At 67.9% G+C, this 21,460-nt stretch carries 25 protein-coding genes and 1 pseudogene; 12 read left to right on the forward strand and 14 right to left on the reverse strand.

Annotation, left to right across the window (positions count from 1 at the left end; genetic code table 11):
* Positions 1-140: 140 nt before the first annotated feature.
* From AB0B64_RS18430 to AB0B64_RS18445, 4 genes are read right to left on the reverse strand one after another with little or no spacing between them, the layout of a single operon-like run.
* Positions 141-983, reverse strand: coding sequence for a M55 family metallopeptidase (locus AB0B64_RS18430; protein WP_357950102.1), 843 nt, complete (start codon positions 981-983; stop codon positions 141-143).
* A complete protein-coding gene (locus AB0B64_RS18435) occupies positions 980-1,240 on the reverse strand; it encodes a hypothetical protein (protein ID WP_358178548.1) in 261 nt (86 codons plus the stop codon). Before AB0B64_RS18435 ends, AB0B64_RS18430 begins: the two co-directional genes overlap by 4 nt.
* Positions 1,228-2,433, reverse strand: coding sequence for a DUF6395 domain-containing protein (locus tag AB0B64_RS18440; protein ID WP_357950096.1), 1,206 nt, complete (start codon positions 2,431-2,433; stop codon positions 1,228-1,230). Before AB0B64_RS18440 ends, AB0B64_RS18435 begins: the two co-directional genes overlap by 13 nt.
* On the reverse strand, positions 2,424-2,912 hold the full coding sequence (locus AB0B64_RS18445) for a hypothetical protein (RefSeq protein WP_357950093.1): 489 nt from the start codon (positions 2,910-2,912) through the stop codon (positions 2,424-2,426). Before AB0B64_RS18445 ends, AB0B64_RS18440 begins: the two co-directional genes overlap by 10 nt.
* Before the next feature lie 390 nt (positions 2,913-3,302).
* Between AB0B64_RS18445 and AB0B64_RS18450 the strand changes: the two genes are divergently transcribed.
* From AB0B64_RS18450 to AB0B64_RS18460, 3 genes are all read left to right on the forward strand, one after another.
* On the forward strand, positions 3,303-4,280 hold the full coding sequence (locus AB0B64_RS18450; protein WP_357950090.1) for a phosphotransferase: 978 nt from the start codon (positions 3,303-3,305) through the stop codon (positions 4,278-4,280).
* 53 nt (positions 4,281-4,333) lie between these two features.
* The gene (locus AB0B64_RS18455) at positions 4,334-4,873 is read left to right on the forward strand and encodes a DinB family protein (protein WP_357950087.1); all 540 of its coding nucleotides are present in this window, start codon (positions 4,334-4,336) and stop codon (positions 4,871-4,873) included.
* 248 nt (positions 4,874-5,121) lie between these two features.
* A complete protein-coding gene (locus tag AB0B64_RS18460; protein ID WP_357950084.1) occupies positions 5,122-5,667 on the forward strand; it encodes an RICIN domain-containing protein in 546 nt (181 codons plus the stop codon).
* A gap of 54 nt (positions 5,668-5,721) precedes the next feature.
* On the opposite strand, the gene AB0B64_RS18465 is transcribed toward AB0B64_RS18460, so the two are convergent.
* The gene (locus AB0B64_RS18465) at positions 5,722-6,141 is read right to left on the reverse strand and encodes a MarR family winged helix-turn-helix transcriptional regulator (RefSeq protein WP_358178550.1); all 420 of its coding nucleotides are present in this window, start codon (positions 6,139-6,141) and stop codon (positions 5,722-5,724) included.
* Positions 6,142-6,201: 60 nt separating this feature from the next.
* On the opposite strand from AB0B64_RS18465, the gene AB0B64_RS18470 reads away from it, so the two are divergent.
* Complete coding sequence (locus tag AB0B64_RS18470) at positions 6,202-7,005, forward strand: alpha/beta hydrolase (RefSeq protein WP_358178552.1); 804 nt, start codon at positions 6,202-6,204, stop codon at positions 7,003-7,005.
* Positions 7,006-7,009: 4 nt separating this feature from the next.
* Here AB0B64_RS18470 and AB0B64_RS18475 read toward each other — a convergent pair whose 3' ends face one another.
* The 5 genes from AB0B64_RS18475 to AB0B64_RS18495 form a co-directional block, all read right to left on the reverse strand.
* Positions 7,010-7,558, reverse strand: coding sequence for an SIS domain-containing protein (locus AB0B64_RS18475; protein WP_358178554.1), 549 nt, complete (start codon positions 7,556-7,558; stop codon positions 7,010-7,012).
* Positions 7,559-7,694: 136 nt separating this feature from the next.
* The gene (gene katG / locus AB0B64_RS18480) at positions 7,695-9,926 is read right to left on the reverse strand and encodes a catalase/peroxidase HPI (protein WP_357950074.1); all 2,232 of its coding nucleotides are present in this window, start codon (positions 9,924-9,926) and stop codon (positions 7,695-7,697) included.
* Between the two features lie 84 nt (positions 9,927-10,010).
* The gene (locus AB0B64_RS18485; RefSeq protein ID WP_357950071.1) at positions 10,011-10,448 is read right to left on the reverse strand and encodes a Fur family transcriptional regulator; all 438 of its coding nucleotides are present in this window, start codon (positions 10,446-10,448) and stop codon (positions 10,011-10,013) included.
* Between the two features lie 294 nt (positions 10,449-10,742).
* A complete protein-coding gene (locus tag AB0B64_RS18490; RefSeq protein WP_358178556.1) occupies positions 10,743-12,014 on the reverse strand; it encodes a serine hydrolase domain-containing protein in 1,272 nt (423 codons plus the stop codon).
* Positions 12,015-12,170: 156 nt separating this feature from the next.
* A complete protein-coding gene (locus tag AB0B64_RS18495; protein ID WP_358178558.1) occupies positions 12,171-12,575 on the reverse strand; it encodes a hypothetical protein in 405 nt (134 codons plus the stop codon).
* A gap of 249 nt (positions 12,576-12,824) precedes the next feature.
* Between AB0B64_RS18495 and AB0B64_RS18500 the strand changes: the two are divergent.
* Positions 12,825-12,932 (forward strand): annotated as a pseudogene (locus AB0B64_RS18500) (daunorubicin/doxorubicin resistance ABC transporter ATP-binding protein DrrA); the annotation flags it as partial.
* 153 nt (positions 12,933-13,085) lie between these two features.
* Here the strand turns inward: AB0B64_RS18500 and AB0B64_RS18505 are convergent.
* From AB0B64_RS18505 to AB0B64_RS18520, 4 genes are all read right to left on the reverse strand, one after another.
* Positions 13,086-13,619, reverse strand: coding sequence for a GNAT family N-acetyltransferase (locus tag AB0B64_RS18505; RefSeq protein ID WP_358178560.1), 534 nt, complete (start codon positions 13,617-13,619; stop codon positions 13,086-13,088).
* Positions 13,620-13,781: 162 nt separating this feature from the next.
* Positions 13,782-13,985 carry a DUF397 domain-containing protein gene (locus AB0B64_RS18510; RefSeq protein ID WP_358178562.1) on the reverse strand — a complete coding sequence of 68 codons (204 nt, stop codon included), beginning with the start codon at positions 13,983-13,985 and terminating at the stop codon, positions 13,782-13,784.
* Positions 13,986-14,441: 456 nt separating this feature from the next.
* Complete coding sequence (locus AB0B64_RS18515) at positions 14,442-14,678, reverse strand: DUF397 domain-containing protein (RefSeq protein ID WP_358178564.1); 237 nt, start codon at positions 14,676-14,678, stop codon at positions 14,442-14,444.
* Between the two features lie 2 nt (positions 14,679-14,680).
* Positions 14,681-15,568, reverse strand: a complete 888-nt coding sequence (locus AB0B64_RS18520) for a helix-turn-helix transcriptional regulator (protein WP_358178566.1) — start codon at positions 15,566-15,568, stop codon at positions 14,681-14,683.
* 261 nt (positions 15,569-15,829) lie between these two features.
* Between AB0B64_RS18520 and AB0B64_RS18525 the strand changes: the two genes are divergently transcribed.
* The 7 genes from AB0B64_RS18525 (at position 15,830) to AB0B64_RS18555 (ending at position 21,416) form a co-directional block, all read left to right on the forward strand.
* Positions 15,830-16,096: a hypothetical protein gene (locus AB0B64_RS18525; RefSeq protein ID WP_358178568.1), complete on the forward strand. Its 267-nt coding sequence runs from the start codon at positions 15,830-15,832 to the stop codon at positions 16,094-16,096.
* Complete coding sequence (locus AB0B64_RS18530; protein ID WP_358178569.1) at positions 16,093-16,539, forward strand: ATP-binding protein; 447 nt, start codon at positions 16,093-16,095, stop codon at positions 16,537-16,539. The genes AB0B64_RS18525 and AB0B64_RS18530 overlap by 4 nt, the downstream gene beginning before the upstream one ends.
* Before the next feature lie 631 nt (positions 16,540-17,170).
* Entirely contained in the window at positions 17,171-17,515 is a 345-nt protein-coding gene (locus AB0B64_RS18535) for a PadR family transcriptional regulator (protein WP_357950051.1), read from the forward strand.
* Complete coding sequence (locus AB0B64_RS18540) at positions 17,512-18,510, forward strand: permease prefix domain 1-containing protein (protein ID WP_358178571.1); 999 nt, start codon at positions 17,512-17,514, stop codon at positions 18,508-18,510. The genes AB0B64_RS18535 and AB0B64_RS18540 overlap by 4 nt, the downstream gene beginning before the upstream one ends.
* A complete protein-coding gene (locus tag AB0B64_RS18545; protein WP_358178573.1) occupies positions 18,507-19,175 on the forward strand; it encodes a VC0807 family protein in 669 nt (222 codons plus the stop codon). Before AB0B64_RS18540 ends, AB0B64_RS18545 begins: the two co-directional genes overlap by 4 nt.
* Positions 19,172-19,906, forward strand: a complete 735-nt coding sequence (locus tag AB0B64_RS18550) for an SDR family NAD(P)-dependent oxidoreductase (RefSeq protein ID WP_358178575.1) — start codon at positions 19,172-19,174, stop codon at positions 19,904-19,906. Before AB0B64_RS18545 ends, AB0B64_RS18550 begins: the two co-directional genes overlap by 4 nt.
* A 157-nt stretch (positions 19,907-20,063) precedes the next feature.
* Positions 20,064-21,416 carry a glycoside hydrolase gene (locus AB0B64_RS18555; protein WP_358178577.1) on the forward strand — a complete coding sequence of 451 codons (1,353 nt, stop codon included), beginning with the start codon at positions 20,064-20,066 and terminating at the stop codon, positions 21,414-21,416.
* The last annotated feature ends 44 nt before the right edge of the window (positions 21,417-21,460 follow it).

The following is a 21,460-nucleotide window of genomic DNA, read 5'->3' on the forward strand; positions in this document are numbered from 1 at the left end:
TGCGTTGCCGACCGGCTCATCACCCGCCTGCGTACGCCGACCTGCTCCTCACCGGCCCGCATGCGCCGACCGGCCATTCACCAACCCGTATGCGCTGACCTGCCATTCACCAGCCGGCGGGCGTCTGCTCTTTGCGGCGTTCAACCGTAGGGGCCGCTGCCACAGGAGATCTGACCACCGATCGTGGCGAAGATACCGAACAGCGCCATGATCTGTGCGAAGTCATCGGTAGTGAACTCGGTGTGACGCGATCCCACCGCCTTCACGCCGGGAACAAGTCCGACGGCGGCCGCGATGGCGGTGGAGTTCCACTCCACCCCCAGCGTGTACGGCGCAGCCACCCGGTAAGGCGTGAAGTCGCTCAACCGCCCCAACGCCCTAGCCGTCGCCTCACGAATCCGAGCCTGGGCAACGCTCGGCGGCAGCAGTTCGGCCGAGAACTTGTCGATCCCCTTCTTGACCGCCACCGTCTCCACATCGCCGAGCAACTCGCGCGCCTCTTCACCGACGGCCTCGTCACCGGTCACCAGCACCACCGGAACACCGTGGAACCCCGCACACGCCGCCACCAGCCGCGTCTCACCGCACACCTCGCCGTTGAGGTAGACGTTCTGGATCTCCTTGCCCATCCAGGTGTGGTTGAGCACACCGTTCGTCACCCCCGCGCGGGCGTGGTACCCCACGAAACACGCGGCCTGGAACGACCCGTCAACCCCCTGCGCCATCCGCTGTGCCTTACCCGGCCCCCGGATGAGGGTGGCGCGCGGGTCCAGCAGGTCGATCCGCAGATTCTTGGTGGACCCGTGAGCGTCGTTCACCAGCACCGTGGTCGCCCCGGCCGCGAACGCCCCCTCGACGGCGGCGTTGGCATCGGCGGTCATGAGCTCGCAGCCCCGCTCATAGCCCCGCTTGCCCGCGTGCATCTCCTCAGGGTCGGTGAGCCCGGTCACGCCCTCCATGTCGACCGACAAGTACACCTTCACAGTCCCACTCCCTCACCTGCGCACCCGACATCGACCAACGGCGTATCGACCATAGGCGGATCCGCCGAAACCGAATCGATCAACAGCAGATCGGCCGAAATCGTATCGACCAACGACAGATCGGCCGAAGGAGAACCGACCGAAGGCCGATCGACCGCCGGGGAATCGACCGAAGGCCGATAGGCCGAAGCCGTATCGGCCATCGGCGGGCCGAGCAAGAGGGATCGAACAGGGCGTGAGAGCGTCACATACCCCATGTCTCCACCCGGCGGACCTCGGCCTCGGTCATGAGCCCGACCTTGGACGTCATGAACCCGGTCGCCTGCTCACGCCACTGGGCCGGGATCTCGTCGAGCGCCGGCGGGTAGCAATGGTCGAGCCAGCTCGTCGACTCCTCCGTGGCGTCGAAATAGTCGAGCGCCTTCCCGAACAGCGTGTCCTCGATGCCGGGCACCCTCGCCAGGCCGTACTCGACCATCTCCTGTCCCCCGTACGGCGGAGGCTGGAGCCACTTGCGCACCCGGGGGTCATCGGCGGTGAAGGGCGTGTCGAGCGGCCGCCGTTCGACGGCGGCCTGAATGAGCTCCTTGTACAGGCACTTGCCACATCTGCGACACGGACCGTCGGTGCCCTGCAGGCACCATCGGACGTGCTCCTTGAGCTCCGAGTTCAGCGCCAGCCGCATGGTGACCGCTTCACTCACGCCGCCCACGGGAAGCACGATGTGTACGCCCGCCGCCGCGAACAACCGCCCCCACGCCCCGTGCGGCGCCCACATCAGGTTGTCGGGCGTGTAACGCAGAAGATAGCGATCCCCGCCGAGCCACCGTGAACCCAGTTCATACCCGAACGCCAGTCCACCGAGATCCATCTGGTCGGCGAGCAATAACGCCCCTGCCGCGACCGCGTGGTGTTCCGGGTATCCGGGCCGGGGCTCGGACAACGTGAATTCCAGGTCGGAGTCCACCACGGTGAGTTCCCGTCCGGTGCGCCTGGCCAGCCTGGCAAGGACGTCGGAGCGGTAGTGCGGCCACCGGTTCGGCACGCGGGGGTGCGGCACACGCCGGAAGTGCACGAACGGCGCCTCGGGATAGATGGTCGCCGCCGCCACGGAGTCCGCGCCACCGCTGTAGGAGATCGCCAGGTTCGTCCCGGTACGCCGGGCCTCCGCGCCAACCGGCCCGGCCTCGATCCCCCACCCGTCGTGCAGCGCGGCGGCCACTTCAGGGGAGATGGCCCGGTCGAACACGATCTCCTTACGCGTCCACGGCGCCACCACGGTCCACGCGGCGACGGCGAAGAGGTCGGGGTGCGCGTCTCCGGGCACCCCGGCGATGGTGCAGGAGTTGGTGGCCAGCTTGACCGGGTGCTCGTCGGCAGCTCTGCCGGTGATCTCGTCGTCGGCCCCGAGCCGGAACGTCAGCTCGCCTCCCGACCAGCTCACGCGCATGACGAATCCTCCGTCCGCGCAGCCTCACGCGGACCCGACGCCTGAGCACCATCCCCCGAACTCGACACCTCCGCGCCGTCACGCGGGCCCGGCGTTTGCGTGCCGTCGCCGGACCTGGAGGCTCGTACGCCCTCCCCGGAATCTGACGTCCGTGACTTGAGGTCGTCGATCGCCTGCCAGAGGAGGACCTCGTTCTGGAGCACGCCGTCCAGCGCCTTGGCCGTCTCCTGAGCCAGGCGGTGCGTGTCGTCGAGCCGGGCTTTGTCCGTGGGGGCGCTGGTGGGGGTGGTGGTGGCGGGTCTGGCGTTTCGTAGACGCTCGACCTCGTCCTGCAGGCTCGCCATCTCCCGGCGCAGGGTCTGGACCTCCCAGAGAGCGTCCCTGATGTCCTGACGGTGATCGCCGATGGAGATGTAGCGGGAATCGAACCACGTGCGCACGGCTTTGCGCAGGCGGGCGGGGACCAGGACGCGCATCATGAAACGCCACGATAGTGGCAAATCCACGGCCGCTAGGACGCTGTTTCCGAATGGCAACCAAGCTATCTAACTGGTGTCAACTTCCGCTGTCGCGACGGATAAATCGGCAGGCGTCCCACCACTCGTATCGCCCATACTCAGTTGTGTGAATCTCGGCGGCGTCCGCGGCGGTGGTGTCGTCGGCAGTGGCGGCGTCAGGCACGGCAGCAGCATCCGTGGCGTCGGCGGCGGGAGCAGCAGTGTCGCCCAGATTGTCGCCGCGTCCACCCGCCGTCCGCCACCCGCCGTCCGCCACCCGCCACCCGCCGTTCGCCGTCCGCCGTCCGCCGTTCGTCCTGCTGTCTCCAGGAGTCTGGTCGTGTCGTCCTTCCTGTCCTCAGGAGTCTGATCATGGTCCATGAGCTGGTCGCCCACGTACGGGAGGCGTTCGGGTGGGGTGAGGACGTTGTGGTGTCCGCAGGGCCGCGGGGCGCGCTGGGGCAGATCTGGCGGCTGGACGTCGGCCCGGCACGCTACGCGCTCAAGGAGATCTTCGCCGAGCCGCCGTCGGAGGCGTTGATCCAGGCGGAGCTGGCGTTCGGGCGGCGGGCGGCCGAGGCAGGGGTACGGCTGCCGGCCAGTCACCCCGACCGCGACGGGCGCCATCTGCTTGAGCCGCCCGGTGGGACGTGGCTGCGCGTGTACGACTGGCTCGACCTGCGGCCGGTCGAGCTGACGGCACCGGCCACACCGGGAGAGATCGGGGCGCTGCTCGCACGCCTGCACCGGTGCGCCCCGGCCGCGACGGTCGAGCCGGACGGCGGACCGCCCGCTCGCTGGTACGACCGCGTTCCCACCACGCCCGAGTGGGCGGAGGTGGCCACATCGGGTGCGGTGTGGGCCGCGAGACTCGCCGATCTGCTGGCCACGCTCCCAGAGCTGTGCGCGGCCGTCTCGCCGGTCGATCCCGCCGAGCTGATCGTCTGCCATCGCGACCTGCACCCGGAGAACGTCCTCGCCGACTCCGCCGGCGCGCTCGTGGTCATCGACTGGGACAACCTCGGACCGGCCATGCCGGGCCGGGAACTGGCGCGGGCGCTGTTCGACTGGTTCTGCGACGACTCGACCGCCGACCTCGAAGCCATGCGCGGCATGTATGAGGCGTACATAAGCGAGGGCGGTCCGGGCCGCATCACGGGCCCGGCGGACTTCACCATGCTTCTCGCGTCCCACCTGAACTTCCTGCTGGTCCAGGCCCGCGTCGCCCTCGACCCGCACGCCGAGCGGCGGCACCGCGAGTGGGCGGAACGTGAGATCGACGAGGCGCTGCGCATCCTGCCGACCGCACGGCAGCTGACCGACGTGCTGGAACTCACGCGCGGCCGCTAACGCACCGGGGCGAGGGCGACGGCCGCCCTGGAAGGTGGGTAGACTCCCCGCGCGTGATTGACCTGGACGAGCATGGCCGCCCCGAACCTCCGGTCGCGGCCGACGAAACCGCCACCCTCCTCGGCTACCTGGACTACCAGCGCGCGACCCTGGAGTGGAAGTGCGCCGGGCTGGACGCGGCCGGCCTGAACGCGACCGTCGGCGCCTCGACGATGACCCTCGGCGGGATGCTCAAGCACCTGGCCTATGTCGAGAGCTGGTGGTGCTCCCAGCGACTGTACGGGCACGCCCCGGAGCCCCCGTGGGACACCGTGGACTGGGAGGCCGATATCGACTGGGACTGGCACTCGGCCACCGAGGACACCCCTGAGCAACTCCTCACGCTCTGGCAGGACACCGTGGCCCGCTCCCGCTCCCTGGTCGCGGACGCGCTGGCTGACGGCGGCCTGGACCGGCTGGCCGTGCGCCCCTGGGCCGACGGCCGGGTACCCAGCCTCAGGTGGATCCTGTTCCATCTGGTCGAGGAGTACGCGCGGCACAACGGCCACGCCGACCTCCTCCGCGAGGCGGTGGACGGACGCACCGGGGAGTAGCCACCGAACGGGCGACTCCCAGGCGACCCATCTGGCCGAACGGACGACCCACCTGATCGATCAACCCGGTGGACCCCTGCGAGGCGGCCCGAACCCGGACCACCTGGACGCGGCACTCGCCGCCTCGTAAACCAGCTCATCTACGCCACGCGACACGAATATCATCACGGATAGCGACTCGCCGATGCGCTGAGTGATTCATGTTACGACGGACCTGCTGATCTTTCGAGAGCGTCTCAGGAGGTTCGATGACACTCATTCACGCTGGTCAAGCAGTCGCTGTCGCGGCCGCTCTGCTCGTTGCCCCGTTCACGGCGGCGTCGGCGGCGAACGCCGACACCGCCGGCGCGGCGCAGCGGCTCCTTCCCAAGTTCTCGGCGACCCTGGTGGCCCGTCACAGCGGCAAGTGTCTCGACGTGGCGGGCGTCAGCACCGCCGACGGGGCCAACGTCCACCAGTGGACCTGCATCAACGGGCAGGCCAACCAGGAGTGGAACTTCGTGGCGACCAGCGACGGCTACTACACCCTCCGTGCGACGCACAGCGGCAAGTGTCTGGACGTGTCGGGCGTCAGCACGGCCGACGGCGCCAACGTCCACCAGTGGACCTGCCTCAACCAGCAGCGCAACCAGGAGTGGCGGCTCGTCCAGAAGGACAACGGCTACTTCTCCCTCGTCGCTCGCCACAGCGGCAAGTGCCTGGACGTGGCGGGCGTCAGCACGGCCGAGGGAGCCAACGTCCATCAGTGGACCTGCCTGATCGGACAGCGCAACCAGGAGTGGCGACTCGCCTGAGCGACGACACCTGAGATGGCGGCGCCGTACACCACACGCGCGTGGTGTACGGCGTCAGGCGTCTTCGCCGTAGTTGAGGCGCTGCAGGAGATCGAGCAGGGTCGCGCGGTCGCCTGGCGACAGGGGGGCAAAGCAGTCGGTCAGGACCTCGTCGGCGACCCGGTGCCCCGCGTCGAGCATCTGCTCGCCGGCCGGTGTCAGATGGTGCTCGATGCGTCGCCCATGACCTGGCCGGCGTTCGATCAGGCCCTGAGCCGTCAGCCGGCCGGCAAGTGTGCCGAACGCCTGCTCGCTCTGGAATGTCGCCGAGGCCAGGGCGCGCGCCGGCGCCCCAGGTGACCGGCTGATCGCCCGCAGGGCATCCCACTGGGCCAGCGTGGTGCCGATGGCGGCGAGCCGGCTGTCCAGCGCCCGGTGCTGCCGGTATTGGGCTTGCTTGACCGCTCTTCCAAGGACCTGCAGTTCACCGAACACGAATCGAGTTTAGCAGCTACTCAACTAGCTTATATCAACAAGTTTAGTTATGGTGTGGCCATGCCTACGACAAGCCACACCATCGCGCTCTACCCGGACCTACCGCTCACCCTGTCCGAGGCCGGAACCGGCCGGCCCGTCCTGATCCTGCACGGCGGTGGCGGCCCGGCCACCGTCGCCGGGCTCGTCGACCATCTCGCGCAGACCGGCCACGCCATCGCCCCCACGCACCCCGGCTGGGACGGCACCGACCGCCCCGGCTGGTTCACCGGCATCGACGATCTCGCCCTCGCCTACCTGCACTATCTTCACGACCGGCAGCTGTCCGACGTGCTGGTCATCGGCTCCTCACTCGGCGGCTGGACCGCCGCCGAGATGGCCGTACGCGACAACGCGGGGATCATCACCAGGCTCGTCCTGATCGACCCCGTCGGAGTGCATGTCGAGACCGAGCCGATCAGAGACTTCTTCGCTCTCGACGCTCGTGGCGTCGCCGAGTACTCCTGGCACGACTCGGACCGCTTCTACGTCGATCCCGCCGACATCCCCGCCGGGCAACTCGCCCTCCGGCAGGGCAACATGGCCACCATGCGCGTCCTGGCCGGCGACCCGTACATGCACGACCCCAAGCTCGCCCACCGCCTGGCCCGCGTCGACCTGCCCACCCTGCTGCTCTGGGGGGAAAGCGACCGCATCGTCACCCCCGCCTACGGCGCGGCGTACGCGGCCGCCTTCGGCAACGCCCAGCTTGAGATCATCCCCGAGGCCGGCCACCTGCCACAGATCGAGCAGCCGGGAGCCACCTTCGCCCTGATCGACGCGTACATGCGCCAGACGAGCACCGCCACCGTCAAGGCCCAGTGACCTGTCACTCCATGTTGGTGTGCCTGGCGCGCATCGCCTCTCCTGTGGCGCCGATCAGCGCCCCGAGCTTCAGCACCATCACCTCGAACAGCACGAACAACGCGCCCTCATAGGCCGACCCCATCGGCAGCACGGATGCACGCCGGTCGCCGGCCATGGTCTGCGCCGGGATCACGAGCACGGCGTCGGCGAGGTCCACCGCGCCGCTCTCGGGCTCGGCGGTCAGCAGCAGGTTCGTCGCACCCGCCGCTGTCGCCGTCCGCATCAGCGCCAGGACCGTGGACGCTTCGCCGGGGCCGGAGGTGGCGAGGAAGACGTCCTCGCGCCCCAGCGCCGGCATGGTCATGTCGCCGACCACCGCCACCGGCAGACCGAGATGGAACAGGCGCATCGCGAAACCCTTGATCTGCAGCGCCTCCCGGCCGCAGCCGTAGACGCCGATCGTTCTGGCGTCGGCGATCAGCCGGCAGGCCGCGTCGATCGACTCTTCGTCGACGTTCGCGAGCACGGCGCCGAGCTCGTCGAGCACGCCGCGAAAGAGGTCGTCATTCACGACACCCGGTGACATACCTGCATGGCTACCCGGTACTGCCCGTTCATATGACAAAACGTCCAGGTCGGCCGAGGTGTGGGCCGACCTGGACGTCAACGGTCAGACGGATCAGACCTTAAGGATCAGACCTTAAGGATCAGACGAGGTCGAACCGGTCCAGGTTCATGACCTTGTCCCACGCGGCGACGAAGTCCTCGACGAACTTCTTCTTCGCGTCGTCGCTCGCGTAGACCTCCGCGAGCGCGCGCAGCTCGGAGTTGGACCCGAAGACGAGGTCGACCCGGCTACCGGTCCACTTGACCTCGCCCGTGACGGCGTCGCGGGCCTCGAACGTGGTCGCGTCCTCGGACGTCGCCTTCCACGTCGTACCCAGCTCGAGCAGGTTGACGAAGAAGTCGTTCGTCAGCGACCCGGGGGTCGCGGTGAGGACGCCGAGCGACGACTGCTGGTGGTTCGCGCCCAGGACGCGCAGACCACCGACGAGGACCGTCATCTCGGGGGCGCTCAGGGTCAGCAGGTTCGCCCGGTCGAGCAGCAGGTACTCGGCCGGCAGCCGGTTGCCCTTCCCGAGGTAGTTGCGGAACCCGTCGGCGACCGGCTCGAGCGCGGCGAACGACTCCACGTCGGTCTGCTCCTGCGCGGCGTCCACGCGACCCGGCGTGAAGGGGACCTCCACGTCGAAGCCGGCGGTCTTGGCGGCCTGCTCGACGGCCGCGGCACCGGCGAGCACGATCAGGTCGGCGAGCGAGATCTGCTTGCCGCCGGTCTGGGCGGCGTTGAAGGTGCTCTGGATGCCCTCCAGGGTACGCAGCACGATCGCCAGCTGGTCGGGGTCGTTGACCTCCCACCCGCTCTGGGGCTGGAGGCGGATGCGCGCGCCGTTGGCGCCGCCGCGCTTGTCGCTGCCACGGAAGGAGGACGCCGACGCCCACGCGGTGGACACCAGCTGGGACACCGACAGGCCCGAGGCCAGGACCTGGCCCTTGAGTGCGGCGATGTCCGCGGCGTCGACGAGCTCGTGCGTCACGGCGGGGAGCGGGTCCTGCCACAGCAGCGTCTCGGCCGGGACCTCCGAGCCGAGGTAACGCACGATCGGGCCCATGTCGCGGTGGGTCAGCTTGTACCAGGCGCGGGCGAAGGCGTCCGCGAACTCGGCGGGGTTCTCGAGGAAGCGGCGCGAGATCTGCTCGTAGATCGGGTCGACGCGGAGCGCGAGGTCGGTCGTCAGCATCGTCGGTGCGACGCGCTTCGACGGGTCGTGGGCGTCGGGGACGGTGTCCGCCCCGGCTCCGTCCTTCGGCCGCCACTGGTTGGCGCCGGCGGGACTCTTGAACAGCTCCCACTCGTAGCCGAACAGGATCTCGAAGAAGCTGTTGTCCCACGTCACGGGGGTGTTGGTCCAGATGCCCTCAAGGCCGCTGGTGATCGCGTCGGCGCCCTTGCCGGTGCCGAAGGAGTTCCGCCAGCCGAGGCCCTGCTCCTCGATCGAGGCGGCCTCGGGGTCGGGGCCGACGTTGTCCGCGGGGCCCGCGCCATGGGTCTTGCCGAAGGTGTGACCGCCCGCGATCAGGGCGACCGTCTCCTCGTCGTTCATCGCCATCCGGCGGAAGGTCTCACGGATGTCGCGAGCCGCGGCGAGCGGGTCCGGGTTGCCGTTCGGACCCTCCGGGTTGACGTAGATGAGGCCCATCTGTACCGCGCCGAGGGGGCTCTCGAGCTCCCGGTCGCCGGTGTAGCGCTCGTCGCCGAGCCAGGTGGTCTCGGGGCCCCAGTAGACGTCCTCGTCGGGCTCCCAGACGTCCGCGCGACCGCCGCCGAAGCCGAAGGTCTTGAAGCCCATCGACTCCAGGGCCACGTTGCCGGTGAGGATCATGAGGTCGGCCCAGGAGAGCTTCTGACCGTACTTCTTCTTGACCGGCCACAGCAGGCGGCGCGCCTTGTCGAGGTTGCCGTTGTCCGGCCAGCTGTTGAGGGGGGCGAAGCGCTGCTGCCCGGCCCCGGCGCCGCCGCGGCCGTCGCTGATCCGGTACGTGCCCGCACTGTGCCACGCCATCCGGATCATGAACGGGCCGTAGTTGCCGAAGTCGGCCGGCCACCAGTCCTGCGAGGTCGTCAGGACCTCGGCGATGTCCCGCTTGACGGCCGCGAGGTCGAGGGTCTTGAACGCCTCGGCGTAGTCGAACTCCTCACCGAGCGGGTTGGCCACGGCGGGGTTCTTGGCGAGGATCCTCAGGTTGAGCCGCTCCGGCCACCACTGGCGGTTCCCGCCGCCTTGAGTCGGGTGCGGGGCGCGCTCGTGCGCGACCGGGCAGCCACCTGCTCCCTCCGTCTTCGGGTCGGTGACGATCGCGTCATGGTTCTCGGTCATGGGAATCCTTCCGGACTATGTGGATCACGTGCTCAGGAAGTACGGGCGGTTGAACAGCTCAGGAAGTACGGGCGGTTGAACAGCTCAGGAAGTACGGGCGGTTGAACAGCCGGGGCACAGGCCCCAATAGATGACCTCGGCCTCGTCGACCGCGAAGCCGTGCTCGTCGGAGGCGGTCAGGCAGGGCGCCTCGCCGACCGCGCAGTCGACGTCGGCGACGGCACCGCACGACCGGCACACGATGTGGTGGTGGTTGTCCCCCACGCGCCCCTCGTACCGTGCCGGGCTGCCGGCCGGTTCGATGCGGCGTACGAGTCCCGCCGCGGTGAGCGCGTGGAGCGCCTCATAAACGGCTTGCAGCGAGATGTGGCCCACGCGATCGCGCACCCCGGAGGCGATCGCCTCGACGCCGAGGTGGTCACCGTCCCGGACGGCCTGGAGCAGCGCGACGCGGGCCGCTGTCACCCGCAGGCCGGCGCCGCGCAACTCCTCGGCGATGGTCGGAGTGCTGGATGCGGTCATGCGACCAAACCTACCTACATAAACACGAATGGTACAAGATAACGAATTATCCAAGTCTAGTGCGCACCTGGGCACCGTTCATCTCATAGCGGCGCGACACGCCGTCTGGAGAGTGAGCCTGGGGAGCGCGGCCGCCCTAGGACGCCGTCAACCAACGTGACACCAGCCACCACATAGGCCCGAGCTGTGGAACCAAGGCGACGGCCACACCGAGCTCAACGAGCTCGGCGTGGCCGGTTTGCTCCACCTGATGCACGACCGGAGGGAGTCCACCCTCAAGCCGTACGGTTCGCTCTACTGAACCAGGTTGGCCTGGTCTGCCGCCCCCGCCTGCCCGCCGCAGAACACCGCCTTGATGAGTTTGTCCAGGGCCTTCGGGAACACCACTGACTGGTCGACTGCGGCGTCCCCCATGGTCAGCGAGGCGGTCAGGGTCCTGCTGCCGTCAGGCGTGCTGTACATCAGCGACCCGTAGCCCCCCGGAGGGCTGCCGTCGTGGTTGAGGATGATGCCGGCGCAGTCCGGGCCGGTGTCCAGCACATACTGACCGAGTCCGTACTGGCCGAAGAGGCCGGTGCTCCTCGGGTCCGGCTTGCGCATCTCGGCCAGCAGCGAGGCCGGCAGGAGCTTGCCACTCTGCAGGGCGGAGAAGTACGTCTGGAGATCCTGGGTGGTCGAGATCATGTCACCGGCGCCGGCCAGCAGGGAGAGGTTCTGACGGGTGACGTCGACCACCTTCCACTGGTCGGCGTCCTGGTAACGGTAGTAGCCGTGGGCGTACGGTCCGGGGAGCTCGGTCCGGTTGCCCGGCACCACGGTGCCCCGCAGGCCGAGCGGCCCCAGGATCCGCCGCCGCATCTCCTCGGCGTACGAGCGGCCGGTGACCTTCTCGATCAGCAGCAGGGCCAGCGTGTAGTTGGTGTTGGCGTAGCTCCAGTTCGTCCCCGGCGCGAACTTCGCCGGCTTGGACAGCGCCAGCCGTACCAGCTCCTCGGGCTGGTAAGTGTGGAACCGGTTGTCCACCCAATCTTTGCCCGTGGCGGGGATCCCCGGCACGTACGTCCCGTCGGTGTAGTACTCGCCGGTGTAGTTGAACAACCCGCTGGTGTGCCGCAACATCATCCGCACGGTGATCCGCCGGTCCAGCCCGAGCTCGGGCAGGTAGCCGGCTACCGGGGCGTCCAACCCGATCTTGCCCTCGGCCACCAGCTGCAGCACCAGGGTCGCGGTAAAGCTCTTGGTGGAGCTGCCGATCCAGAACCGGCCGTTGGTCGGCGGCTTGGCGACCTCGCCCAGCTTGCGCACCCCGGCGCTGCCGACCCAGTCGCCCTGCTGATCGTGTACGCGTAGCTGCAGCCCGGCGTAACCGGAATCGACGACCTCCTGGATGACCTGCTGCAGCTCCGGGCGATCCGGCCCGGCGGCGGCCTTCGGCACGGCCACACTGTCGGCCGCGGCCACCCCGGGTGTGGCCACCCCAGCTAACAGCGCGGCCGCCAGCGCCGTGAGAGCCACTCGCCGGAAGACCTTGGTCGCCCTGATCGCTGGTGGGAATGCGGGTTTCATAGTTCCTCGTCTCTGGTGTCGCGCTTAGGCGAAGAGCTCATCGATGAGCCGCTGCACTGCCTTCTGGAACGCCCCTGCCTGGGACATCACGCCGCCATGTCACGGGGTCCGAAGAGGACCCCGTGACGAGCTGTGGCTGTCGCAGGTCGGCATCCGTCAAGCGGCGTCGAGGGCCTCAGTGATCTTGCGGGCCATCTCGGTCATGGTGGGGCTGGGCGCGCCCTTCTGGGGCCGGCCGGCTGCCTCGATGGCGACGACGACGGTACGGCGGAAGTTGTCGGCCTCTTCCGGAGCCTGCGCCTTGAGCAGGCTCATGGATGCGGTCAGCGCCGGCAGCACCTGGTCGGCGAGCGAGGCCACCGTCTTGCCGTACTTCACGCCCTTGGGCGCCTTGGTGAGCACGTGCCCGACCAGCCCGGTCGCGGAGATCAGGGCGATGGAGGCCTCGGTGGCGGCTTTGTGGGCCGAGCCGGCGGCACCGGCGGCGGACATCAGGGAGACGGCGCCCCAGCCGGCGGTCCGCAGGGTGAGCTTGTCCTGGTCGTTAAGGGTGATCGACATCGTGTTGTGCTCCTTCAGATCCGTTACGAAGTTCAAGGAACGGACGGAGATCGCACCCGGCCTTGAGGCCGCGATCGCTGAACCGTTCATGGCGTTTACGATCGCCGACCGCTCTGATACCGGGCCGTTGCCGTGCTGACGCGGCCGCTGACACGGCAACGCATGCCTGTCCCGGGGCCGCTGTTAGCGCCGTATCAGCGGCTCCCGGCATCGTCTAGCTCGTCGAACGATGAGGAGACGGCGACGGACGTGATCCGAGCCGAAGGGCTGATCAAGAGGTACGGGGAGACGACCGCGCTGAACGGGGTGGACCTGGAGGTCCCCGTGGGCAAGGTCATCGGCATCCCGGGGCCAAATAGGGGCCGGCAAGCGGGATGATCATGGTGGTTCGAGAGTCAGGCCGGCCTGTGGTGATCAGATGAGGCCGGTACTGGATCTTCTTGAGCTGACGCTTGACGATGCGGACCAGGCCATGGAGGTCAGCCACGACGAAGTCGCCGATCGAGCGTTTCAGCGGCCAGGCACGGCTCGCTCCAACTCGACCAGGGCCAGCGGGGGACCTTCACCGAAGTCGTGGTCGTGAGTCCTGCCGGTCTCGGCGAAGCCATTCTTGGCGTAGAAGCGGCGCGCTTGGGCGGAGTCCCGGAGCGTCCACAGATGCACGTCGTCGTACCCGGCGTCTCGCACTCGGTCCAAGACGGCCATCAACAGGGCCATCGCGATGCCGCTGCCCCAGACGTCCGGGTGGGCGAAGAAGGTATGGATCTCCGCGTGGCCGGGGCGGGAAGTGGAGGCCCCGAACCGGGCGAAGGCCCCCGGCCGCTCGTTCAAGCGCGCCAGCAGGATCGTGTCCATGCCCAGGCCCTTGGCCTCGACCTCGGCCAGAATGCCGTGCCACTTGGTGCGCCGCTCCTCGACCCCGGCCGCAGCGACCTTCGGCGTGCAAAACGGGCCATGCGAGACGCCCCAAGACAGGGCGTGGATCTCGCCGAGGACGTCCCCGTCACCCGGCTCCGCGGGGTGGACCGTGATCGCGTCAGGCATGGCGTAGACACTAACTGGCCTGGCCTGGTCATTCCGCAGCGGAGCCCTCGCCGGAGGCATGATCGAAGCCTTTGCGGCTCCCTGTCAGTACGTGAACGCCCGATCGCCGTAGAGGGCGACCGGGCGTTCATGGCTGTCTGCGGCAAGGACGGATGCCCTTGCTCAGAACTCGCCGTCCCTGGCTCCTGCCAGGAAGGCGGCCCACTCGTCGAGGGTGAAGATCAGCGCCGGCCCCTGCGGGTCCTTGCTGTCGCGAACGGCCACATGGTCGGGAACGAAAGTGACCTGCACACACTGACCGTTCGAGCCGCTGAAACTACTGGTGCGCCATTGGGCACGGGAGAGATCGACTTCCTTCTTCGCCATCCCGCACTCCTCTCACTTGGTGCTCGCAAGCACACAAGCGACCAGATCGCGTGTCGCTTCCGGACTGACCGCCATGGCTTGAAGTCGCTCCAATACGTTCCTATATCGTCGCGCGCTCTACTTCCGTGCGAAATCTCCCAAATATCTCATTCCGCGGAGCAGCCGGGCGGGACGATGCACGTGATCCGAGCCGAAGGGCTGATCAGGAGGTACGGCGAGACGACCGCGCTGGACGGGTGGACCTGGAGATCCCCATGGGCAAGGTCATCGGCATCCTGGGACCGGACGGGGCTGGCAAGCCGACCGTCAAGCTATGACCCCTAAATGGATCACGTCAAACCCCATGCAGGTCGCTGCGGTCCGTCTGTCTGTAGGGCGCGCAAGGAGCCCGCTCAGAGCGCCCGGTCGCCGCGAAAACGACTCGGGCGCTTTTGCTGTTGGTTGTGGAGCGTCCTGCTAGATCAGGTCGAACTGGCCGCCCTTGGTGCCCTTGAGGAAGGCGTGCCACTCGTCAGATGTGAACACGAGTACGGGGCCGTTGCGGTCCTTGGTGTCGCGGACGCCAATGCGGCCCCCGCTCAGAGGGGCGACTTCGACACAGTCGCCACCGGCGTTGCTGTAGCTGCTCTTGCGCCACGCCGCACGGGAGAATTCTGCCTCCATCCCCGCCTCTGCGCCCTTCTGCTTGCTCATTCTCACGCTTCCTTCGCCGCCGAGATGAGTAGATCGCGGGTTCTATCTGGGTCGTCCGCCTTGGCCATTAGATGGTTGAATACCACGTTATACCGGTCTATCAAGGCCGACTCCTCCATATAGAGGCTACCTGATTGACTCTCCTGATAGATCACGTCAGGGTCATTTGCCTCTGGGAAGCCGATGATCACAAAGCCGCCGTCCATGGCTGGGTGTGGCCCTGCCGCAAAGGGAAGCACTTGAAGGGTGACGTTCGGCGTCTCTGACATCTCGATCAGATGGTTTAGCTGGGCCTTCATGGTTTGGCGACCGGCGACGTGCCGTCGGATGACGGCCTCGTTCATGATGGCCCAAAGCCGTAGCGATCCGGTGGTGATTCGCTCTTGCCTGACCCTGCGAAACTCGATCATCCGGTCAACTTCCTCCGGCTTCCAGGGCATCGGGGCCACCCGGAGGTAAGCACGGTAGTAGTCGGCAGTCTGGAGCAGTCCAGGCACGAGTTCGGTGTCGTACCGGCGCAGTTCGGAGGCTTCGGCCTCCAGGCCGACGAAGATCTGAAACCAATCCGGGATGACGTCTACGTACGTATGCCACCATCCTCGTTGCCGAGCTTGACGTGCCAGTTGCAGAAGCTCTTCGCGAGCCTGATCCGTGATCCCGTACACGTCGAGGAGCGCCTTCAGGTCCGGGATGCGAATACCACGCCGTCCCGACTCGATGCGGCTTACCCATGATTGGTCGTATTCGAGCTGGATGGCTACCGCTTCCGACGTTAGTCCCGATTCTTTGCGCAAGCGGCGCAGCTCGCTGGCAAGGCGTCGGCGCCTCACGGTGGGGCTACTCCCGGCGGCCATATTCACCTCGACGTTAAGTGTTTGCTCCTTGCGCAATCAGAGTTCCGCACCCCGTGGCTACATGCAAGTGACAAATCAAGATGGCATCTTGCCAATCGTCGATGCCCATCGGCACTATGGTAGCGCCAACGGCCAGGGAATCGCCCGTGGAGTAGCAGCTGAGCGGGCAAATCATTCCATTTCATGATTACGAAATGCGATGAATTGCCCACTTGAGGCAATTCGCGGCGAAGCTCGTGGGCAACCGGTACGGAGTTCAAGGACACAGTCGCGCTCACCCCGAAGCGAGGTGCTGGCATGCGTACCTTCGATCACGATGAGGAACAGTTCATTCACTTAATGCGATTGACGTGGGATCTGGCTCAGCTCGGGGTGGCGCTGGCGATGCAGTGGCCTCGAAGGCACGAGCCGTTCATTTCCATCCCTCGGGCGCGGGGCGCTTTGCGGGTGCGGGCTGCGTTGAGGGGTGAGGACTGGGTCTTCACCTGGGGTCACGGTCAGGGTCGGTGGGTGGCCGCGTACGACGAGGACGCGGTTGCACGGGTCTGGGAGGAGGCGCAGTGACGGAGCGGTTTCTGGGCGAGATGGTGTTCCCCGGCGACGCCTGGGTGGTACCTGTGGCTCGTCGCAGCGTCGCGGCGATCCTGCTGGGTGCAGGTCATCGAGACGCGGACAACGCGCGGTTGATCGTCAGCGAGTTGGTCGCGAACGCCATTCAGCACACGGCCTCGGGTCGTGGTGGTGGCCTCGTCGCGGTGGATGTCGTCGGCTTCGGTACCGACGTGGCTCGGATCGAGGTGACCGATGACGGGGCCCGCACCATTCCGTGTCCGCGCGTGTCCGATGACCTGGACTCTCGCGGGCGGGGCCTGAGGCTGGTGGAGCAGATCTCGACCACATGGGGTATGCGACGGCTGGGCTCTGGCCACCTCACGGTCTGGGCGGAGTTCGCCACGGTGATGTGCGAGGCGACCGGCAATGCTCTGACGCGAGAGATCGGGGCGTGAGCTGGATGGTTCGATGGGATTTTCCGCCGCACTGCGAATCGCCGCACATTCCCACTCGGCCGGAATACGAACCGCTGTTGTGGATGCCGCCGCATGAGGGCGAGCCTGAAGCGCGGGTGTTGCGGTGGACCTGCGACTGTCAGCCGGTCGTGTACGAGCTGGTCGCGCTCGGCGGGGTGCGCTACATCCGTCGCACAATGAGCGTCAGGGGAAAAGGGTGGTTCATGAGACAGATCGCTGGATAGACGAGGTTGCGGACGCTTTCTGGAGCTCTCTGCTTTTTGGCCATGTGCGATAGCCGCCGCAGAAATACCTGCTAATCCCCTATGGCCAACGAATGACAATTTGTCTGGAAGCAAACCAGTGGCGAAGCGCGCGCGGGCGGAGCCCGCGGTCAGGGGGGCGTCTGAGCGAAGCGAAGGCCGTGCAGTGCGCGCAAGCGCCACGGAAGAACGCCGAGTCTTCAAAGCGCGAAGCGCCGATCGGCGAGCCCTTTGTGAACGCCTGTGGCGATGTCAGCGGTGGGGCTGGTCCAAGCGGCTGTGATGCGCCTGGCGCCATAGCCGGAGGCAGGTGCAGCACATCGTTGTGGCCTAGACGATACTGTGTGACGCACACTATCGTGTCCGATGTGAACGAGTCCGAATTGCTCGATGCGCACCGGCAAGAGCTGCGCCGTGGCTCTGTGGTGCTGGCCAGCCTCCTGGCCTTGCGGACGCCGGGGTACGGCTACGGCCTGCTGGAGGCGCTTGATCGCGCGGGGGTGCCGGTCGCGGCCAACACCCTCTACCCGTTGCTGCGCCGGTTGGAGAGCCAAGGTCTGCTGACCAGCGAGTGGGACACCAGTGAGGCCCGTCCGCGCAAGTTCTACCGCACCAGCCAGGACGGCATCCGCCTCGCTCGGGCACTGCTGCGTGAGTGGCAGGGGATCGACAAGGCCCTCACCCGCCTGGAGATCGAAGGGCAGGAACTGTGACCACTTCGCTGACCGACCGCTATGTCGCCCACACCGTACGACACTTACCCGAGAGGCACCGCCGCGAGATCGAGCGCGAGCTGCGTGCCGCGATCGCCGACGACATCGAGGCCCGCACCGCCCACGGCGAGGCGCCGGCCGATGCCGAGTACGCGGCGTTACGCGAGCTGGGCGACCCCGCACACCTGGCCGCCCGCTACGTTCACCGGGCCATGGCCCTCATCGGCCCCGACACCTACCCCGGCTATGTCCACGCACTGCGCGTGGCGTGCTGGTCGGTGCTGCCGGCCCTGTACGTCGTCCTGGCCCTCGTCCTGCGGGCCCACGGCGAGAACGCGTGGACGGCGATCTTCCGCCCCATCGGGATCACGCTGACCGTGGCGATGTACCTCGTGGTCGGCGTGACCGCCCTGTTCGCCATCGCCGATCGCCAGCGCGGCGCCCACCCCGAGACCACCGAACCCATCGAGCCCTGGACGCCGGACCGGTTGATCACGATCGAGAATCCGCGACCGGCGCGCTGGAGCGACCTGATCGTCGAGATCGTCCTGGCCGTCGTGCTGATCGCCGCGCTGTTCGCGCAGCGGGTGCTCTCGCCGGTGACCACCGCGGACGGCGCGTCCGTGCCGATCGTCAACCCCGGGCTCTGGGCCTTCTGGGTTCCCTACTTCATCGCCGTCACCGTGCTGGCTCTCGTCGTCAGAGCCGTGACTTTCCGGCTGCGCCAGTGGAGTCCCGCCACGGCCGTGGCCGCCACGGCGCTCACACTCGCGGGCACCGTACCGCTCGCCTGGCTGTTCTGGCAGGCTCAGGTGCTCAACCACGCCCTCACCCAGGACACGGGCGACCTCGCCACGCCGGGCAGCTGGATCGCCTGGCTCGCCGTTCTCATCCTCGCCCTCGTCACCACCGGCTCCCTCTTCCGGGCCTGGCGACCGCGCAGCGGCGGCGGCGAGGTCGACTCGATTGCCTTGCAGGTGGGGGCACAGAGATGACCGCACCTGCCACCACAGGCGGCAAATCGCCTGACCCGCGACGCGAGGTCGTCATCAACCTCGTCCTCAACGTGGCGGCCCCGCTCGCGATCTTCTACGGCCTACGCGCCGCCGGTGTCGGCCAGTGGCTCGCGCTAGCCCTGGGGGTGGTACCGCCGGGGGTTCGAGCGGTGTGGACCGTGACCAAGCGGAGGCGGGTCGACGGGCTCGCCGTGTTCACCCTGAGCATCCTTGTGCTCAGCGTCGCGGTGTCGTTCCTCACCGGCAGCACGCGCTTCCTGCTGGCCAAGGACGGCTGGATGACCGCCGTCGCGGGACTGTGGATGCTCGCGACACTGCCGCGTATGCCCTTCTACCACCAGGCCATTCGCTCGTTCACCACCGGAGCCACCCACGAACGCGCCGAGATCGCGTGGCGTGACTCACCGGCCTTCCGGCACATGATGCGGGTGGCGACCGCGATCTGGGGCGTCGGGCTGGTGCTGGACGCCGGAGTACGGGTGGTGCTGGCGTACACACTCCCCGTGGACCGGGTGCCGCTGGTCAGCGGGCTGCAGTACGTGGCGGTGTTCGTCGCCCTCGAGGTGAGCAGCCAGATCTACCTGCGGCGCGCGGGCGCGCGCGTCGACATCGAGACCGGGCAGGAACGGGAGGCGTCCTCATGACGACCGTGGTGCTGATCACCGGAGGAGCCAGCGGCATCGGCGCCGCGGTGGCCAGGCGCTTCGCCCGGGCCGGGGCCCGCGTGGTGATCGCGGACCTCGACGAGGTGGCGGGCCCGGTCGTCGCCGCCGAGGTCGGAGGTGTGTTCGTGCCGGCGGATGTCGCTCGCGAGCGGGACAACCACATCGCCGTCGAGGCCGCGGTGAACGCCTTCGGCAGGCTCGACATCGTGCATCTCAACGCCGGGACGGGCGGCGCCGGTGGCGCCGGCGACGACTTCGACCTCGACTGCTATCGCCGCATCATCGCGGTCAACATCGACGGCACCATGTTCGGCATCCGCGCGGCTCTGCCGGCGCTGGTCTCGGCGGGCGGCGGCGCCATCGTGGTGACTTCGAGCCTCGCCGGCATCGCGCCCAACCCGTTCGACCCCGTCTACTCCGCCAGTAAGCACGCCATCATCGGGCTGGTACGGTCACTCGCGCCCGCCCTGACCGAATCCGGTGTGACCATCAACGCCGTCTGCCCGGGTTTCGTCGACACACCGATGCTCGCCGGTATCCGCGACCACGTTCTCAGTAGCCACCTCGCCATCGCCGACCCGGACGAAGTCGCCGACGCGGTCCAAACCCTCACCCGACACGGCGCGACCGGCGAAGCCTGGATAGTGCAGGCCGGCCAACCACCGACACCGGTGACGTTTCCGGCGATCGACCTCAGCAGCACCAGCTGACGGAACACCCGGCCCCTCAACACGATCGACCTCAGCAGCACCAGCTGATGGCAGGCAGCAGGCGGCCGACCACCGAAGAGGTTGACGAAGGGGCGGTGGGTGTTTACGGTTCCGGGGGCGAAATTATCACGAAGGTTCCGAAAGTTTCGGAGGCGGCATGTTACGAGGCGTTGTCGCGATCACCCTGCTCGGTCTACCCATCATCCAGGCCCCGGCCCTGGCGGATCCCCCGGCGATCACCGTACGCGAGCGCGTTCGGCATCAGCACATCGACGGGTTCGGGATCTCCCAGGCGTTCCGCCGCAACGAGCTGGTCAAGGCGCTCGGCGAGGGGCAGCGGCGCGAGATCCTCGACCTGTGGTTCAACCGCGACAAGGGCGCCGGGCTCAGCATTCTGCGGCTCGGCATCGGCTCCGCTCCCGTGGGCAGCCCGTACGACCAGATGGTCTCCATCCAGCCGGAAGACCCGGGCGGGCCGGACGCGCCGCCCAAGTACGTGTGGGACGGCGAGGACAACAGCCAGGTCTGGGTGGCGAAGGCGGCCAAGGGGTACGGGGTCGAGCGGTTCTACGCCGACGCCTGGAGCGCGCCCGCCTACATGAAGGACAACGGCGACGACAAGAACGGCGGCACGCTCAAGCCGGAGTGGCGGCAAGCCTATGCCCGCTACCTGGTGCAATACGCGAAGTTCTACGCTCGTGAGGGCATCAGGATCACCGACCTCGGCTTCACCAACGAGCCTGACTGGACGGCGACGTACGCCTCCATGCGGTTCACCCCGCAGCAGGCCGCCGAGTTCGTCAAGGTGCTCGGCCCGATCGCCAAGGGCGTGAAGGGTCTCAAGGTGGCCTGCTGTGACTCCTTCGGCTGGACCGAGGCCAAGGCGTACACGGCCGCGATCGAGGCCGACCCCGAGGCCCGCCGCTGGGTGAAGACGCACACCGGCCACACGTACGCCAGCCCAGTGGACGGACCGCTGCCGACCAGCGGAAACACCTGGATGTCTGAGTGGAACCCCAACGGCTCCACCTGGGACGAGAGCTGGGACGACGGCAGCGGCTACGACGGCTTCACGATCGCACAGGCCGTCCATGACGCGCTCACGCTCGGCAACGTCAGCGGCTACGTCTACTGGCTGGGCGCCTCGCGCGGCGCCACCCGGGCGTTGCTCCAGATAGACGAGGCCGCGGGTACGTATCACGTCTCCAAGCGGCTGTGGGCGCTGGCGGCGTACAGCCGGTTCATCCGGCCCGGCGCGGTACGGGTGGACGCGGCGGCGGCCGATCCGGCGCTGAAAGTTTCAGCGTTCCGCAACCCCGACGGCTCCCAGGTGGTCGAGGTGCTCAACACCGGCACCGCCGCCGTGACGTGGCACGGTGTGTACGGCCGGGCCACCGCGTACGTGACCGACAACGCCAACGCGCTCACCGCGAGTCCGGTCACCGGTGGGACCGTGGTCCTCCAGCCCCGGGCACTCACGACCGTCGTCATCCCAGGCCGCCACGCCTAAGCCCGAAGCGGCCACTCGCCGCCGGCCGACGGCGAGTGGCCGAT

Origin of the sequence: Nonomuraea sp. NPDC049129 (assembly GCF_040648495.1) — a bacterium.
Classification (GTDB): Bacteria; Actinomycetota; Actinomycetes; order Streptosporangiales; family Streptosporangiaceae; genus Nonomuraea.

Bases quoted from the DNA above. Each gene is read 5' to 3' on its own strand.
- AB0B64_RS18490 (WP_358178556.1), bottom strand. From the start codon at position 12,014: ATGAAACCCGCATTCCCACCAGCGATCAGGGCGACCAAGGTCTTCCGG.
- AB0B64_RS18470 (WP_358178552.1), top strand. From the start codon at position 6,202: ATGCCTACGACAAGCCACACCATCGCGCTCTACCCGGACCTACCGCTC.
- AB0B64_RS18485 (WP_357950071.1), bottom strand. From the start codon at position 10,448: ATGACCGCATCCAGCACTCCGACCATCGCCGAGGAGTTGCGCGGCGCC.
- AB0B64_RS18440 (WP_357950096.1), bottom strand. From the start codon at position 2,433: ATGCGCGTGAGCTGGTCGGGAGGCGAGCTGACGTTCCGGCTCGGGGCC.
- AB0B64_RS18445 (WP_357950093.1), bottom strand. From the start codon at position 2,912: ATGATGCGCGTCCTGGTCCCCGCCCGCCTGCGCAAAGCCGTGCGCACG.
- AB0B64_RS18435 (WP_358178548.1), bottom strand. From the start codon at position 1,240: ATGGGGTATGTGACGCTCTCACGCCCTGTTCGATCCCTCTTGCTCGGC.
- AB0B64_RS18505 (WP_358178560.1), bottom strand. From the start codon at position 13,619: ATGCCTGACGCGATCACGGTCCACCCCGCGGAGCCGGGTGACGGGGAC.
- AB0B64_RS18450 (WP_357950090.1), top strand. From the start codon at position 3,303: ATGGTCCATGAGCTGGTCGCCCACGTACGGGAGGCGTTCGGGTGGGGT.
- AB0B64_RS18545 (WP_358178573.1), top strand. From the start codon at position 18,507: ATGACCGCACCTGCCACCACAGGCGGCAAATCGCCTGACCCGCGACGC.
- AB0B64_RS18515 (WP_358178564.1), bottom strand. From the start codon at position 14,678: ATGAGCAAGCAGAAGGGCGCAGAGGCGGGGATGGAGGCAGAATTCTCC.
- AB0B64_RS18550 (WP_358178575.1), top strand. From the start codon at position 19,172: ATGACGACCGTGGTGCTGATCACCGGAGGAGCCAGCGGCATCGGCGCC.
- AB0B64_RS18555 (WP_358178577.1), top strand. From the start codon at position 20,064: ATGTTACGAGGCGTTGTCGCGATCACCCTGCTCGGTCTACCCATCATC.
- AB0B64_RS18510 (WP_358178562.1), bottom strand. From the start codon at position 13,985: ATGGCGAAGAAGGAAGTCGATCTCTCCCGTGCCCAATGGCGCACCAGT.
- AB0B64_RS18525 (WP_358178568.1), top strand. From the start codon at position 15,830: ATGCGTACCTTCGATCACGATGAGGAACAGTTCATTCACTTAATGCGA.
- katG (WP_357950074.1), bottom strand. From the start codon at position 9,926: ATGACCGAGAACCATGACGCGATCGTCACCGACCCGAAGACGGAGGGA.
- AB0B64_RS18495 (WP_358178558.1), bottom strand. From the start codon at position 12,575: ATGTCGATCACCCTTAACGACCAGGACAAGCTCACCCTGCGGACCGCC.
- AB0B64_RS18460 (WP_357950084.1), top strand. From the start codon at position 5,122: ATGACACTCATTCACGCTGGTCAAGCAGTCGCTGTCGCGGCCGCTCTG.